Origin of the sequence: Meiothermus sp. Pnk-1, from assembly GCF_003226535.1 — a bacterium.
Classification (GTDB): domain Bacteria; phylum Deinococcota; class Deinococci; order Deinococcales; family Thermaceae; genus Allomeiothermus.
In genome coordinates, this window is sequence record NZ_QKOB01000010.1 from 50,843 (window position 1) to 64,260 (window position 13,418).

The window sequence follows — 13,418 nt, forward strand, 5'->3', positions numbered from 1 at the left end:
CGCCCCCGGATTTTCGTGCCGCAAAGGAGCGACGATGGACGAGAACGATATTAGCCCGCTGGCCCTCAAGCTGGCCGAGCTGCTGCTGCTGGCCGCGCAGTTGCCGGATCAAGAAGACCAAGCGGAGCAGGAACAAGACGAGGGCGGAGCAGACGTGGCCCCGCCCAACACCACGTTTGAGTGCCCCTGCTGCGGAGGGCTGGTGGAGGCCAGCGAGGCCCTGCCCAACCCGGTCACGCCGGTACTGGTAGGCACCTGCCCGCAGGGGAACGCGGCGCTGGCTATCCCCGCGACCAACTATGCGGTTTGCCGGGATGGGGGCGGGGAGCTGATTGTCTTCGACGCCGGAGGTGACGATGCCGCGTCCGATGGTGCGGGATAACGGCGATGGGACGGTGGACGTGCTGGGGCATCCGATCTGGAGTACCGGCACTTTCTTCGGGCATGGCAGCCCCCGAGAGGGCGACACCTTCAGCGCCGACGACCTGGAACAGATCGCAACGGATATGCGGGAGCTGGAGGACGAGCTGGACCCCAGGCTCTACGCCGGGCACCCCCTCCACCCCATCCTGAAGTTCCTGGCCCGCCCCAAAGGGCGGGTGCGCAACTTCCGGCGGGAGGGGAACTTCCTGCTGGCCGATTTCCTGGGCGTCCCCCGCTCGTTCTGGGAGCAGATCAGCCAGGATCAGGCCCGCTTCAGCCCGGACATGATGGTGGGCTACACGTCCCGGCGCACCGGCAAGCGCTACCCCTGGGTGGTGACCGGGCTCGGGGCGCTGGGGGCGGTGCTCCCGGCCAATACGCTGCTGCCCCCGGCGGGGGCCGAGTACCACTACTACGGGGCCTCGGCCTTCCCCTCGGTCTGATTGCGGATGCGCCAGTAGATGGCCGCAGCGGCCTTGAGCAGGTCGCCGCCGTGCTCGGCGCGCAAAAAGCCGCGCACCCGCTCCTCCCCCAACCGGGCGAGGGTGCGATCCAAAATCGCCCGCGCCAGCTCGGGGGGGGAGAACGCCTTGCGCCCGAGGTTTTCCGCGATCTCGATCTCGCGGGCCTCGTCGTCCCCCATCGCGCGGGCGATGGCCGGGGCGCTATCCAGCCCGGCGGCTCGGGCGGCCAGGAAGCGGCGGCGGCCCGCCACCACCTCGTAGCCCCTCGCCGTGGGACGCACGATCAGGGGCACCCGTATCCCCTCGGCGCGCACCGATTCCACCAGTTCCGGCTCCGGCTCGTCCTTGAGCCGGTAGCTGTGGGCGATATACAACCGGTCCAGCGGGATTAGCTCGACGTTCGCTAGCATACGCCGTCAAGTATATTTGACTTTGTGCATACCAAGATTTACTCTGTGGGTATGGTTGACTTGAAAACGATCAGCCCCGCTGAGGCCAAGGTGTGGCTGTACGTCGCCCTGGGCCACGATCCGAGCGTCAAGGCGCACGTGGCCCGCACCCTACGCCTCTCCCGGCCCACGGTGATCAAGGCCATGAGCAAGCTGTCCGGGCTGCCGGTGGTCGCCCGCCCCCGTCTGTCGCGGCTGCTCCCCTACATGCCCCCCACGGCGGCCAAGTTGGCCCTGTGGCTGCACTTGGGCGGGCGGATCGATGACCTCAAGGGGGTGGCGGCGGAGGCGGGGATGTGCCACAAGTCTGTGCGCGCCGCTCTCCGGTGGCTGGTCGAGCAGGGGCTGGTCGAAGAGGAAGGGGCCTCGGGATTTTTTTTGACGGGGGGTGTAAACCCCATTCCCGTGGCGTCAAAAGTTGACACCCCCGTCAAACCCATTCCCCTGCCCAATCTCGCCCCTGCCGCTGGTAGCCGGAGCGGCGGCGCGGGCGCGGGGAGGGGGGGAGCGCGGAATGGGGGGGAGGGGATTGCTGCCTCGCCCGGATTTTACAGGGAGGGCGTCAATCCTATTCCGGTAGCTGTCAACCTTATTCAAGGGGGTGTAAATCCCAATCCCATCGAGGTGAGAATCGCTGTCCCCGACGCGGTTCTCGGCTACGGGAACCGTTTTGACAGCACCGGAGTGGGGGTTTATCCCGTCTACAACGGCATTTCGGTGGGATTTTTGCTCTCACCGGCGCATTGGGATTGGGATTATATATCTAATACCAGTAATACTAATACCAGTAATACAGATTCACCTAGGAGTGTATTAGGGAGAGATAGGGATAGTGGAGTAAAGGATAGGGGGGTGTGGGGGGAAAGGAATGAGGAGGAAGGGAAAGAGAGGGTTGCCCCCGCCGCCGTGGACCTGCCCTCAGCGGCGGCCCCTGCTGAAGCTCAGGGGGCCGTTCTCATGAGAGGCGATAAAACGGCTTTTACGCCCTCCGATTGCCCTGACTCGACACTCAGTACACCTGGAACCTCAGAGGCGCTTCCCGACCGGCTACAGTCGCTTCCAGGGGGTGGCGCTGGGGGGGAGCTGGACATGTGGTGGCTCAGCGCCGAGTCGGCCTCGGTCAACCCGGTAGAGGCCATCCGGCAGTTGCAGATTTGGCGCTACCGGGAGCTTTGCGGTAAGGAACCGGATGCGGGGCTCCAGGACCGTTACGGGCGGGACGCTTTCGCCATCTTGCGCTGGCTCAAAATCAAGCGGCGGCGCTACTCCTGGCTGCTGGATTTCGTTTCCTGGAGCAACGAGAACGATTTTTGGAGCGGCAGGGAGCCCAGCAAGGACGGCAGGCGCTATAAATCCTGGCCCTACCTGCTGCAACTGCTTCACACCCAGGCGGTGGAGCAGTTTGACAGGGCGTCAAGCCAAGCCCCCGGCCCGGCCATGAGCGAGGCCATGGAGCGTCAACGCGCCCGCCTCAAGGAGCAGGCCCGGAGCTACCAGCCTGGACAGATGTTCCGCACCCCGGAGGGGCAGTACGCCCGCGTTGATCGCATTGCGGGGCAGTGGATCATCCTCGATGTGGGCTCCCTCGACGAGATCGGCAACCCCATCGGGAAGGGGCACCGCGAGCGGGCAGTGACCGCCGACGACCTGGCCCGGATGACCCCGGTTGACGGTGTACTTGACCGCTAGTATACTGAGCGCTTGAGATGATTGAGATGCAAAAAGCTGAGACGGCGGGAACGCTAATCACCGTGGCCTGCGACCACCAGTTTCACCTGTTCCGGCTGAGCCTCGAACCCGAGGCGTTCCGGGCCTGCAAGTGCCCGGAGCTGGCGCTGCGGGCGGGGGACGCTTACCTCCGCCGGGCGCTCGACCCCCGGCAGTCGATCTTGTCCAGCATCTCCCTGATGCTCGGTGAGCTGTTGGAGGCCGTGCCCGAGAACAACAGCAAGGAGTTTTGGGTGGCCCCGTACCGCTCAAAAATCGGCCTCGCCCTCTACGACTTGGTGGATGGCGAGGGGAACCCCCCCGTTCAGCGGGGCTGGGCAGGGCTGATCCTCCCCCAGGAGGGGCGGCAGCTCCTGGGCGAGGGGGCATATGCCGTCTACCAGGGCGGCGTAGCCCTGATAGACATCCTCATTTCGCTGGGCCGAGCGATCCTGATCGGGATCATCACGGAGGGGCTCCGGCGGGCGGGGAAGCTGGAGGGCCTGGGCGGCCTCGATTTTGAGAAAATCAGACTGGAGTCCATTCAGAACGCTGCCGTGGCGATGGTCCTGGGCTACCATGAGGACGCCCTGACGATACTCAGGCTGGGGGATTTGGAGGTGTCCTGATGCAGGCGCAGCTCTCTTTACCGGCATCCCCAGCCGCCGAGCGCAACCTGGTGGGGGCGGTGCTGCTCGACGCCACGGCGCTGGATGCTGCCCTGAGCGCCGGAGTCGTCCCGGACGACTTCAGCGAGGTGCCCCTGCGCCGGGCCTGGGAGGCCATTCTAGCCGCCTTCCACGGCGGTCAACCCCTCACCCCGGTGGTGCTGGGGGGGCTGGGGGCCGATCCGGCCCTGCTCATGGAGCTGATGGCCGCCACCGCCGGGGCTGCGGCCTGGGCGGATAGCTACGCCCGGATGGTGCGGGATGCCGCTGAGCGGCGGCGGCTGATTCAGCTAGCCCTCAAGGCCGCCTCGGAGGCGGCCTCGGAGGCCCCCCTGGATGCAGTCTGGGCAAAGCTGCTCGACGCTCGGGCCAACGCCGGGAGCGCCGGGCAGCTCAAAACCTTCGCCGAGATGGCCGAGGGCCTGCTGGAGGCCCTGATGTCGGGGGAGTCGGGCGGGATGCCGACCGGCTTCCCCACCCTCGACCGCCTCTCGGGGGCCGGGGGGCTGTACCGCGACCTCAACATCCTGGCCGCCCGGCCTAGCCAGGGCAAAACCCAGGCCGCCTTGCAGATCATCGAGCACGTGGCCGAGCAGGGGGCGAGCGTGCTGTTCATCAACATGGACACCCCCGAGGAGCAGATACGCCGCCGACAGGTGGCCTACCGCCTGGGGATGACGGCCAACGATCTGCGCGAGGGTATCCGCAATAACCCGGCGATCCTCCAGCGGGCTAAGGCCGCCATCGAGGAGCTGAAACGGCTCCCCATCCACTACCGCTGTGGCCCCACCAGCATCCTGGACGTGCGCCTGGCCGCCCGGCAGTTGCGGGCCAGGGGCGACCTGGGCCTCATCGTGGTGGACTACTTGCAACAGGTATCCACCGGGAACGACCGGCACGACGAGTTTGAGCGAGTGACCATCGTCTCCCGCTCGCTCAAGGATTTGGCGAGCGAGCTGGAGGTGCCGGTGCTGGCCCTCTCGCAGCTCTCGCGGGGAACCGAGAGCCGCAACGACAAGCGGCCCAAGCTCTCCGACCTCCGGCAGTCGGGCCAGGTCGAGCAGGACGCGGCGATGGTGATCGCCCTCTACCGCCCTCACTACTACGACCGGGAGGCCAATCCCAACGAGGCGGAGTGGCTGCTACTCAAGCAAAAAGATGGCCCGGTGGGGACGATCCACATGCGGTACAACCCAGGCACCGGGTTCGGCGATGTGGGCGAGTTTTCCGAGAACTAGGAGGCGGAGATGGTCGTATTTGCGTTGGGGTGGTTGGCGTGCGGGCTCTGGGTGTGGGCGCTGTGCCGCGCGGAGGCGGCGCGGGCGAGGCAGCGGCTGCATTGGGGGTGGGGGCTCCCGGTGGTGCTGCTCGGCCCCGTGACCCCCTTGCTGGCCCTGGTGGTCGAGGCGGCGCGTACCCCCATTGACAGTTTATTTGACTCTAAGTATACCCAGCATTGGAGGTGATTGAGATGTACTGGTTGGCACGCTGGAAGCGCGAAGAAGGTGGAGAGCCCCGCCCCGGAGCCCTTGGGATGGCCTGGCCGGACCCGGCAGGAGAAGGGTGGCTGTTCGCCCACGGCGGCTCGGAATACCTCTGCTACCCCTGCTACGAGAGCGAGCTGGAGCTGATTCGCCGCTGGGACCGCGTGAAGGTGGGGGACCTCGATGGGCGCTACCGGCTCATCTCTGACCCCCAGGACCGGCTGGCGGTGCTGGAGCACCTCGGCCTGGACGGGGAAGCCCCCGAGTGGCCCCACCTCTTTGTTTGGGAAGAGGACGGGGAGTACGTGGAGGTGTGGGGCTGCCACTTCAGCGGGCTGCTACTGCTCGGCTACCCGGCGGTGATGCTGTTCCCCGCCGGGACCCTCCCCGAGCCTGACGACGACCCTGGGGAGTGGACGGAGTGGCGGGACTTCGAGGGGCCGGAGTTGCCCGCTGAGTGGTAGGAGGTAGCGATGAGGGTCGAGGGACTGTTTGACTTGAAGATCAAAGACATCGAGGTCTTACCCTCCGGCAAGGCGGTGGCCAAAGGCACCGCCTCGGCCAGCTTCAAGGTGGAGGAGGGCAAGTGGCACAGCAAGTACTTCGTTTTCCGCGCCTATGGGACCAAGGATGACCCCGATTGGCCCCTGGGGCTGCCCACCGGTGACCGGTGGATCAGGGGGGTCAAACTGAGCGGGGAGTACGAGGAGCGCCCCCTGCTCGACAAGCGCACCGGGGAGCAGAGCCCGGTGTCTTTCCTGACCGTGTTCGCCCCTGAAGCCGTCAAGGTCAAATCCGGCCAGGAGTGGGTTCCCTTGACCGGCGCAGGGAACGAGCCGGAGCCGGATATTGACGACGGGCTGGAGATCGACGAGGACGAGCTGCCGTTCTAAGGAGGTCACGCATGGGGATTCACGCAAAGGTCCTTGAGTTTGCCAAGCACCTGGCCGTTGCCTTCGGCAAGGTTTGGCCGGACTACCTGGGTGCAGTGGGTTACGACAACCTGGCGGAAGCGCTGCGCCAGGATGGCTACGGGGAGGGGGAGGCGTTCACCATCGACAACAACCCGAATGGAACCACCTACCTGTGCGACCGCGTGGAGTCGGGGCCGCTGGCCCTAGAGTGGCGCATCTGGATGAACGGCGACCAGCCCGAGTTTTGCGCTTGGGTGACGGAGGCTGGGTTGAGCAGCGACCGTTTGATCCGGGTTTGCTCGTTTTATCTCCGCTACGAACTAAGCGGCGGGCTCACGTTCGACGATGCCGTTCGCGCGCGGCACGTGAAGCTGATCCGGCGATTCATCGAGGCGGCGGATGCGCACGTTCCGGTCATGGAAAAGCTCAGCTTTGACTGGTGTGAGGAGGTAGCCCGGCGGAACGAAATCGCGGAGCTACGGGGGGCTATCGTTAGCGCTCCCTTAGAGGAGTTGCATCGCTTGGTGGAGCAGAGTGAGGCCATGAGCCGCGCAATGGCGCAGGAAGCTGCGGCTGAGTTCAGGGCGTTGCGCAGGGTGGTTGACGATGCCCGGAACCGCTGGGTGGAGTACCTGGACAGTTTGCTGCTACCGGCGGAGGCGTAATGCGCGACGGCCTGAAGCTCCTGGATGGGCGTTGCACCCCCGAGGACTTTGCCCTGGCCCTCGGGGGGCAGCCCGAACATGGCCGCTGGTGGCTGCGCTGGCACGGGCTCAAGCCTTACCGGGGGCATCCCGAGGGGGCCTGGGAGGTGGAGGAGATTCGCCGCATTCTGCTGGGCCAGCGGGTGCGCCCCCACCCCCGCCCGGCCCGGCGGCCCCGCGAGGGGGTGTGGTACGCCTGCGAGATACGCCTGCTCTACGCCTGGCGGGATCGCCCCCTGGCCGAGATTGCCCGCCATCTGGGGCGCAGCGAGGGGGCGGTGCGGGGAGCGATGGAGCGCTACGGCGTCTTCGATTATGTGCCCCCAGGCTGGGTGCCCGTTTACGAGGCCCCCGGCATAGGGGGGGCGGTGCGCCGCTTCTTCGGCGTCCCCCACGTCCTGCTGTCGGGCTAGACGAGCGTCTTGGTCCTCTTGCCACGGCCATCCTCGTCCGGGATGGCCGTGAGCAACTTTTCAAGAAAGCGCTCCCAGAAGCCCTCCTCTTGCCGCTTCGCCTCGAACCAGTCCAGAATGCCTTCCATGATATCGGAGAGGTTCTTGCGCTCCCCCTGCCGGGCCTGATGTATCTTCAACTCCAGCAACAGGGCATCGTCCTCGGGGTCGAGGTAAACGCCCAGCCGCCCGTGATCGCGGCGAGAGGCGCGCCCGATGTAGCGCAGCAGCTCGTCGCGCTCGCCCTTCTTGCCGCCATACACATCGCGGGCAAGGTCTAAAATGGCCCGGACAATCTCGCTGTACTGGGCGATATAGCCCATCTTTCTCAGTTCAAGCGCCACCTCCATCAGGCGATGGATGTGCTGCTCACTGGTGTAGTAAGTTCGCTTCACTCCGTATGACATATGCCCTCCTGATCCACCTATCCATCCACCTATCCATCCACCCTCACAAGACAAATATATCAAAGGTCATGTGTTGACGAATCTTTTGATCCTCTGTATACTAAGCGTCAAAGGAGGACTCAATGGCAGGGAAAACGCTCAACGAACTGCTCGGCAACCTACAAGCCCCGTTCGCCGAGGTGGACTGGAAGGTCCAGTCCACCACCAAGGACAAATCGCGGGGCCAGGTGGTGCCCTACATCGACGCCCGCTCGGTGGCGGAGCGGCTTGACGAGGCGGTCGGCCCCGAGGGCTGGCAGGACAGCTACGACATCCTCCTGGCCCAGGGGGACAGCTTCGTGGTGCGCTGCCGCCTGAGCGTGTTGGGGGTATCCAAGGAAGACGTAGGCGAGGGCGATAGCCTCAAAGCCGCTTTCTCCGATGCCCTGAAGCGCGCGGCGGTGAAGTTCGGGGTAGGGCGCTACCTGTACCGGATGCCCGACGTCTGGGTCGAGATCGAGGAGGGGCGCTTCATTCCCCGCTCGACCGTCCGGGCGCTGGACGCCGCCTACCGCCGCTTCATCGAGACGGGGGAGTGGCGGTTGGACGCTGCCCCCGCCAAGGCCCCAGCGGCTGAGCCCGCCGTCGCCAAGGCCGCCCCCGCTGCCCCTGCTGCCCCCGCCAAGTCGTCCAACGGCAACGATCTGGCGCGGCTCAAGGGGGAACTCGCGGCCCTGGCCCGGCAGGGGGCCAAGCTCCCGGCGGGGTGGGAGCGGGTGGCCGACGCGGAGGTGTTGCGGCGCTTAGTGGAGCGGCACAAGGCCAACTAGCCCACCCCCACCCACACGGCGTCCACCCCAGGCTCTGAGCCTGGGGTGGCGCTTTTACTCCATCCGGCGGAATCCCGGAGAGGCGCGGGTATGCACGGCCTTGAGGTTGGGGTCTCTCATCTGGGCGTAGTGCAGGGTCATGTACGGGCTCTCGTGGCCCAGAATGCGCTGGGCCGTGGCTACGTCCCCGCCCATCGTCAGCAGCTCGACGACAAAGCCCCGGCGGAAGGCGTGGACGCTCAGGCGGGGGAGGTTGGCCCGCTCGCATAGCCTGTGAATGAGCCGCAGCACCCCGTGCCGGTCGAGGGGCCGCTTGCCGTCGGCTACGAACACCTGCTCGAAGGGGGCCTCGCGGTATTCGGGGCGCTCGCGGCGCAAATAGGCGTTGACCATGCGCATCACCTGCGGGTCCACCGGCACCAGCCGCTCCTTCCCACGCTTGCCCCGCACCCGCACATAGCCGGGCTCAACGCGGAAATCCTCGAAGCGCAGGGCGCATAGCTCGCTGACCCGGAGCCCGGTGTTGAAGAGCAGGCCGAGGATGGCCTGGTCGCGCAGGGGGTGCCGGGTGAGCAGGGCAGCCTTCATCAGCGCCTTGAAGTCGTCGTAGCCGACCACCGGCAGGACTGGTTTCTCTCGCGGCGGGAACTTGAAGCTTTTGAAGGGGGTTGCCTCGATGAACTCGTTGGCCGCCAGGTGGCCGAAGAAAGCGCGGAGCCCCTTGAGGTTGGCCAGGATGCCATTGCGGCTATAGCGCGGCACGGGGCCGGTTTTGCGCCGCACCGTCAGGCCCTCCATGTACTCGACGAACAGGCGCAGGTGGTAGGGCTTGACCTGCTCGGGGTCGTGTAGCCCCTGCCCCTGCGCCCACTCGATGAACAGCCCCGCCGATTGCTGATAGAATCGGCGGGTGTTGGGGTTGCCGGTAGCGCGTAGCCAATCCTCCAGGAGGAACTGCCAGTTTGGACGCATTCCTACCTCCAGTGGTCGCGCGACCTGGCGAAGAGTGGTTACCTGACTTTTGCTCACCCCGTTGAGCTTTTGCCGTCTGGGGGAGTTTTTGGTGCCGGGAACAGGACTTGAACCTGCACACCCGTAGGGGTACACGACCCTGAATCGTGCGCGTCTACCAATTCCGCCATCCCGGCAGGCGCAAGGAAAATACTAGCGGGACGAGGCGGCTGCGTCAAGAGCATGCAATCGGTCAGGTGGGGTTTGTAGGACGTAGGACAACCTCATCGCTGCCGGCCAGGGGACGGTTTCTAGGCCGGCTACTGTGCCCAGAGGGGAACTATGCCCTCCAGGCTTACTTCGTCCACTTTCCAGTTCTCCTCAGCTACCTCGTACTCGGCTTGGGCGGCCAGAAAATCTGCGGCTTCGCGCAAAATAGTCTCCACCCAGACGATGTCGTAGCCCATGACGGTGAAGCCCACCACCTCCCAGCTATGGTCATCTTGCCCTGCGAGCCGAGCCACCGAGACCGGAAAACGTGAGCGCAGCCGCTCGACGGCGGGCTTTACCAGCGCCCTCTTCTCTTTAAGGCTACGTACCCAGGGCATCTCCAGGCGGGCGGTGTAGACACCAAGGTAGGCTTTCATGATGGTTCTACCCCTCCTTGCCGGGCGGGATGGCGCCTAGGCGTCAAATGCCATCGCTTTGCCGCGAGGCGGGGGAGGCCGGACGTAACGAGCGACAAGCTCCGGAGGGTGGGCGGGTAGCGGATAGCTCTTTGGGGCATTGCGTCTAGACTAGCAGAATTCGCTCGGGGTGAGCGTAAATATTGAAACGTTCTCCACGCAAAAACCCTACCAGGGTCAGGCCAAAGGAGGTCGCCAGGTCCACCGCGAGGTTGCTGGGGGCCGAGACCGAAGCGAAGATCGGGATGCCCGCGTTGAGGGCCTTCTGCACCAGCTCGAAGCTGGCCCGCCCGCTCACCACCACGATGCACTGCGCGAGCGGAAGCTTACCCTCCAAAAACGCCCAGCCCACCAGCTTGTCCATGGCGTTGTGTCGCCCGATGTCCTCGCGCAGGGCTATCAGGTGACCCTCGAGATCGAACAACCCCGCCGCGTGTAGCCCGCCGGTCAGGTCGAAGAGCTTCTGGGCATTACGCAGCTTTTCCGGTAGGGTGCGCAGGACCTCTGCCGTGACCGCAGCGTCGCCCAAGAGCGGCTGTAGCCCCCGTAGGGATAGCGACTCGAGGCTGGCCTTGCCGCATAGTCCGCAGGCGCTGGTGGTGAAGAAGTGGCGCTCGAGGGGGGCCAGCTCGGGCAAGGCTTCAGCGCGAAGCTCCACGTTGACGATGTTGTAGCGCTGATCTGCCCAGCGATCGGGGCGAAAAAACGCCGCCCCCTCGTCCACACAGTACGCAATTCTCCTGATCTCGCTCCGCTGCTGGATAACCCCCTCGCCGAACAGGAACCCTGCGGCCAACTCGAAATCGTTGCCGGGGGTGCGCAGCGTCACCGCGACGGTTTTCCGCTCGTTCCCGGCAACCAGGCGAAGCTCGAGCGGCTCCTCCACCGCCAGGTCGTCCGAGGCCCAGCGGGTTTGCTTTGGCTTGACCTCGAGCCGACGCACCTTGACTTTGTTGCCGACGCGTGGCCTGGCCGATACCTTGCTCATAGCGTGGCCTGGAGGCGGGGTTCCTCGGCAGAGGTGAGGGCTCGCGCCGGGCTGATGAAGACATAAGCGTCCTTATAGCCGGGGATTTTGGCTTTAGGGGAGCGCTTCTCCCCGATGAGTACGTTTCCCTCGGGCCAGTGTACCTGTACGCTGCCCCGCTTCACCTCCCCGATAAAGACCCGGCAGGTCAGCTTGCCCTTTTCGTTGCTCAGCACGACGTTCTGGCCGGAAGCGAGCCCAAGCTTCGCGACATCGCTGGCCGACATCAGCACGGCATCCCTGGGCAGCCCGTTGATGGGGTCGGTAGCTTCGTGCACCATGCTGTTGAACTGCTTCCCCCGCCGGGTGACGAGCCGCAAGGCCCCGGCGGGGATCCGGCGCTCGGGGAGCGGCACCGCCTTGAAGTGGGCCTTTCCGTCCGGGGTAGGGCAGACCCCGTCCGGGCAGAGGTGCGGGCCGCCATACTGGAAGGCATCGCCCTTGGCTTTGAGGTGCTGGATGCCGTCATAGAGGGGTACGACCCGGGCGATCTCGGCCCGCACTGCATCCATTCCCTCGAACTTCAGTTTGTCGGCCAGCCAGGGGCGGGCCCGGGCCGCGACCTCGAGCAGGACCTCCCCTTCGGGCCGGGCCTCCCGGATGCGGGGGCCGGGGATCTCCGGGCTGAAGATCACCCGGCGCTCGGTGCTGGTCTCGGTGACGCCGCCTTTGATCTCGTAGCGGGTGGTGGCGGGAAGCAGGATCACCTCCTCGCCCTCTACCAGCATCTGGCTCGAGATGACGATGTCCTGGTGCACCCGCAGGGGAACTTTGCCCAAGGCTTCGCGTACGCTATGGGGGTCCGGCAAGACCTCGAGGAAGTTCCCGCCTATGCTCCACAGTACCTCTAGCTGGCCTTGCCGGGCGGCCTCGAGCATCTCCGGCGCGGTGAGGCCGGCGCGGTCCGGCACCCCGAAGCCCCATAGCTCCTCGAACCGCGCCGCGTTTTCCGGGTTGATCGGCCATCCACCGGGGAACACCGTCGCATACGCCCCCATCTCGGCCCCGCCCTGCACCCCCGAATGCCCACGGATCGGCATCAAGCCGCAGCCCTCGCGGCCCAGGTAGCCCCGCGACAGGGCCAGGTTGATGATCGCCTGTACGGTATCCTCGCCGAAGGAGTGTTGGGTCACACCCATGCTCCACACCAGCACGGCCCGCTCGGCCTGGGCCAGCAGTTGGGCGAAGGCGCCCATCTCATCTCGGGAGAGACCGGCGCCTCCCTCGAGGCTCTCCCAGGGGGTATTGGCCAGCATCTGCTGGAGCTCGTCAAACCCTGCTGTGCGTGCTTCGATGAATTCCCGCTTGATCTGGCCCTGCTCGATGAGGTGCTTGAGCGTTCCGTGGACGAAGGCGATGTCCCCACCGGGCTCGACCTGGAAAAACCGGTCGGCGATCTTCGTACCGAACAGGGCGCTCTCGAGGTCGGAGGGCACCCAGTATCGCTCCATGGCCGGTTCGCGGTAGGGGTTGACCACCGCCACCTTGGTCCCGGCCTTTTTGGCGTAGTAGAGGTACTTCATCATCACCGGCTGGTTGACCGCCACGTTCGAGCCGAAGAACACGATCAGGTCGGTGCCGATGAGGTCACGGTAGCTGCAGGTGGTCGCGGCTACCCCCAGGGCTTCCTTCAGCGCGACGGTGCTGGGGCTATGGCAGATGCGGGCGGCGTTGTCGATGTTGTTGGTGCCTAGGGCCCGCACCGCTTTCTGGACCAGGTAGTAGGTCTCGTTGGGAAGGCCCCGGCTGGTCAGGTAGAAAGCCAGGCGCTCGGGCTGGCTGCGGGAGAGGCGCAGGGCGATGCGGTCCAGCGCTTCGCTCCAGGAGATGCGGGTGAAGCCTTTTTCCCCGCGCTTGCGCCGCATGGGATAGGGGAGGCGGCCCAGCTCGCGGAGTTCGGCGCTGGTTTTGCCCTCCAGCCTCGAGACGTCCTCGAGCGCCCCGGCCTCCAGCGGCCCCAGGGTGTTGAGCCGCAGAAGCCTGAGCCGCACGTTGCAAAGGTGAATGCCCCGGATGGTCCAGTCCCGCATCCCGTAGGTGCCCAATGCGCAGCCGTCACAGCAGCCGTCGCTCAGGATGCGATAGGCGTACTCGAGGTTATCCCGGTTCTCCCAGGCCGCCCGGAAGACCTCGAAGAAGTTGTTGGGTTTTTGCTCGCCGATCCCGAGGGGGACCCTGGAGGCCCACAGCTCCGGCATCCATCCCTTTTTGACGGGTTTCAAGGCCACCAAAACCTCCTAGCCATCACCGATTGGGTCTAAGGATAACCCAAC

The 13,418-nt window shown here is 65.6% G+C and carries 17 protein-coding genes and 1 tRNA gene; 11 read left to right on the forward strand and 7 right to left on the reverse strand.

The features are described from left to right. Positions 1-34 precede the first annotated feature (34 nt). Both DNA98_RS12990 and DNA98_RS12995 read left to right on the forward strand, forming a co-directional pair. Positions 35-382: a hypothetical protein gene (locus DNA98_RS12990; RefSeq protein WP_110531403.1), complete on the forward strand. Its 348-nt coding sequence runs from the start codon at positions 35-37 to the stop codon at positions 380-382. Then, complete coding sequence (locus tag DNA98_RS12995; RefSeq protein WP_129865668.1) at positions 357-866, forward strand: hypothetical protein; 510 nt, start codon at positions 357-359, stop codon at positions 864-866. The genes DNA98_RS12990 and DNA98_RS12995 overlap by 26 nt, the downstream gene beginning before the upstream one ends. Here DNA98_RS12995 and DNA98_RS13000 read toward each other — a convergent pair. Continuing rightward, positions 836-1,297: a ParB/RepB/Spo0J family partition protein gene (locus DNA98_RS13000; RefSeq protein ID WP_110531408.1), complete on the reverse strand. Its 462-nt coding sequence runs from the start codon at positions 1,295-1,297 to the stop codon at positions 836-838. The genes DNA98_RS12995 and DNA98_RS13000 overlap by 31 nt on opposite strands. Before the next feature lie 1,128 nt (positions 1,298-2,425). Between DNA98_RS13000 and DNA98_RS17690 the strand changes: the two genes are divergently transcribed. Genes DNA98_RS17690 through DNA98_RS13040 form a run of 8 tightly spaced genes read left to right on the forward strand, consistent with a single transcriptional unit; the run spans position 2,426 to position 7,226 of the window. Beyond that, complete coding sequence (locus DNA98_RS17690; RefSeq protein ID WP_129865641.1) at positions 2,426-3,025, forward strand: hypothetical protein; 600 nt, start codon at positions 2,426-2,428, stop codon at positions 3,023-3,025. A 17-nt stretch (positions 3,026-3,042) separates the two neighbouring features. Further along, positions 3,043-3,672, forward strand: coding sequence for a hypothetical protein (locus DNA98_RS13010; RefSeq protein WP_110531412.1), 630 nt, complete (start codon positions 3,043-3,045; stop codon positions 3,670-3,672). After that, complete coding sequence (locus DNA98_RS13015; protein WP_110531414.1) at positions 3,672-4,949, forward strand: DnaB-like helicase C-terminal domain-containing protein; 1,278 nt, start codon at positions 3,672-3,674, stop codon at positions 4,947-4,949. The genes DNA98_RS13010 and DNA98_RS13015 overlap by 1 nt, the downstream gene beginning before the upstream one ends. A gap of 9 nt (positions 4,950-4,958) precedes the next feature. Beyond that, positions 4,959-5,177, forward strand: a complete 219-nt coding sequence (locus DNA98_RS13020; protein ID WP_110531417.1) for a hypothetical protein — start codon at positions 4,959-4,961, stop codon at positions 5,175-5,177. Between the two features lie 5 nt (positions 5,178-5,182). Then, a complete protein-coding gene (locus DNA98_RS13025; protein ID WP_129865642.1) occupies positions 5,183-5,659 on the forward strand; it encodes a hypothetical protein in 477 nt (158 codons plus the stop codon). Between the two features lie 9 nt (positions 5,660-5,668). Beyond that, entirely contained in the window at positions 5,669-6,088 is a 420-nt protein-coding gene (locus DNA98_RS13030; protein ID WP_110531421.1) for a hypothetical protein, read from the forward strand. A gap of 11 nt (positions 6,089-6,099) precedes the next feature. Next, entirely contained in the window at positions 6,100-6,774 is a 675-nt protein-coding gene (locus tag DNA98_RS13035) for a hypothetical protein (protein ID WP_110531424.1), read from the forward strand. Beyond that, positions 6,774-7,226 (forward strand): hypothetical protein, encoded by a 453-nt coding sequence (locus tag DNA98_RS13040; RefSeq protein ID WP_110531426.1) that lies wholly within the window; start codon positions 6,774-6,776, stop codon positions 7,224-7,226. Before DNA98_RS13035 ends, DNA98_RS13040 begins: the two co-directional genes overlap by 1 nt. On the opposite strand, the gene DNA98_RS13045 is transcribed toward DNA98_RS13040, so the two are convergent. After that, on the reverse strand, positions 7,223-7,672 hold the full coding sequence (locus DNA98_RS13045; RefSeq protein WP_129865643.1) for a hypothetical protein: 450 nt from the start codon (positions 7,670-7,672) through the stop codon (positions 7,223-7,225). The two genes, DNA98_RS13040 and DNA98_RS13045, sit on opposite strands and share 4 nt — an antisense overlap. A gap of 122 nt (positions 7,673-7,794) precedes the next feature. On the opposite strand from DNA98_RS13045, the gene DNA98_RS17695 reads away from it, so the two are divergent. Beyond that, the gene (locus DNA98_RS17695; RefSeq protein WP_129865644.1) at positions 7,795-8,481 is read left to right on the forward strand and encodes a Rad52/Rad22 family DNA repair protein; all 687 of its coding nucleotides are present in this window, start codon (positions 7,795-7,797) and stop codon (positions 8,479-8,481) included. Positions 8,482-8,535: 54 nt separating this feature from the next. On the opposite strand, the gene DNA98_RS13055 is transcribed toward DNA98_RS17695, so the two are convergent. From DNA98_RS13055 to DNA98_RS13075, 5 genes are all read right to left on the reverse strand, one after another. Further along, on the reverse strand, positions 8,536-9,453 hold the full coding sequence (locus DNA98_RS13055; protein WP_110531430.1) for a tyrosine-type recombinase/integrase: 918 nt from the start codon (positions 9,451-9,453) through the stop codon (positions 8,536-8,538). A gap of 89 nt (positions 9,454-9,542) precedes the next feature. After that, positions 9,543-9,629, reverse strand: a tRNA-Leu gene (locus DNA98_RS13060). 123 nt (positions 9,630-9,752) lie between these two features. Further along, entirely contained in the window at positions 9,753-10,079 is a 327-nt protein-coding gene (locus tag DNA98_RS13065) for a DUF503 domain-containing protein (protein ID WP_110531432.1), read from the reverse strand. A 145-nt stretch (positions 10,080-10,224) separates the two neighbouring features. After that, entirely contained in the window at positions 10,225-11,106 is an 882-nt protein-coding gene (gene fdhD / locus DNA98_RS13070) for a formate dehydrogenase accessory sulfurtransferase FdhD (RefSeq protein ID WP_110531434.1), read from the reverse strand. Beyond that, positions 11,103-13,373 (reverse strand): FdhF/YdeP family oxidoreductase, encoded by a 2,271-nt coding sequence (locus DNA98_RS13075; RefSeq protein ID WP_110531436.1) that lies wholly within the window; start codon positions 13,371-13,373, stop codon positions 11,103-11,105. Before DNA98_RS13075 ends, fdhD begins: the two co-directional genes overlap by 4 nt. Positions 13,374-13,418: the final 45 nt, after the last annotated feature.

Bases quoted from the DNA above. Each gene is read 5' to 3' on its own strand.
- DNA98_RS13020 (WP_110531417.1), top strand. From the start codon at position 4,959: ATGGTCGTATTTGCGTTGGGGTGGTTGGCGTGCGGGCTCTGGGTGTGG.
- DNA98_RS13055 (WP_110531430.1), bottom strand. From the start codon at position 9,453: ATGCGTCCAAACTGGCAGTTCCTCCTGGAGGATTGGCTACGCGCTACC.
- DNA98_RS12995 (WP_129865668.1), top strand. From the start codon at position 357: ATGCCGCGTCCGATGGTGCGGGATAACGGCGATGGGACGGTGGACGTG.
- DNA98_RS13035 (WP_110531424.1), top strand. From the start codon at position 6,100: ATGGGGATTCACGCAAAGGTCCTTGAGTTTGCCAAGCACCTGGCCGTT.
- DNA98_RS17690 (WP_129865641.1), top strand. From the start codon at position 2,426: ATGTGGTGGCTCAGCGCCGAGTCGGCCTCGGTCAACCCGGTAGAGGCC.
- DNA98_RS13045 (WP_129865643.1), bottom strand. From the start codon at position 7,672: ATGTCATACGGAGTGAAGCGAACTTACTACACCAGTGAGCAGCACATC.
- DNA98_RS13040 (WP_110531426.1), top strand. From the start codon at position 6,774: ATGCGCGACGGCCTGAAGCTCCTGGATGGGCGTTGCACCCCCGAGGAC.
- DNA98_RS13000 (WP_110531408.1), bottom strand. From the start codon at position 1,297: ATGCTAGCGAACGTCGAGCTAATCCCGCTGGACCGGTTGTATATCGCC.
- DNA98_RS13010 (WP_110531412.1), top strand. From the start codon at position 3,043: ATGATTGAGATGCAAAAAGCTGAGACGGCGGGAACGCTAATCACCGTG.
- DNA98_RS17695 (WP_129865644.1), top strand. From the start codon at position 7,795: ATGGCAGGGAAAACGCTCAACGAACTGCTCGGCAACCTACAAGCCCCG.
- DNA98_RS13030 (WP_110531421.1), top strand. From the start codon at position 5,669: ATGAGGGTCGAGGGACTGTTTGACTTGAAGATCAAAGACATCGAGGTC.
- DNA98_RS13015 (WP_110531414.1), top strand. From the start codon at position 3,672: ATGCAGGCGCAGCTCTCTTTACCGGCATCCCCAGCCGCCGAGCGCAAC.
- DNA98_RS13025 (WP_129865642.1), top strand. From the start codon at position 5,183: ATGTACTGGTTGGCACGCTGGAAGCGCGAAGAAGGTGGAGAGCCCCGC.
- DNA98_RS13065 (WP_110531432.1), bottom strand. From the start codon at position 10,079: ATGAAAGCCTACCTTGGTGTCTACACCGCCCGCCTGGAGATGCCCTGG.
- DNA98_RS12990 (WP_110531403.1), top strand. From the start codon at position 35: ATGGACGAGAACGATATTAGCCCGCTGGCCCTCAAGCTGGCCGAGCTG.
- fdhD (WP_110531434.1), bottom strand. From the start codon at position 11,106: ATGAGCAAGGTATCGGCCAGGCCACGCGTCGGCAACAAAGTCAAGGTG.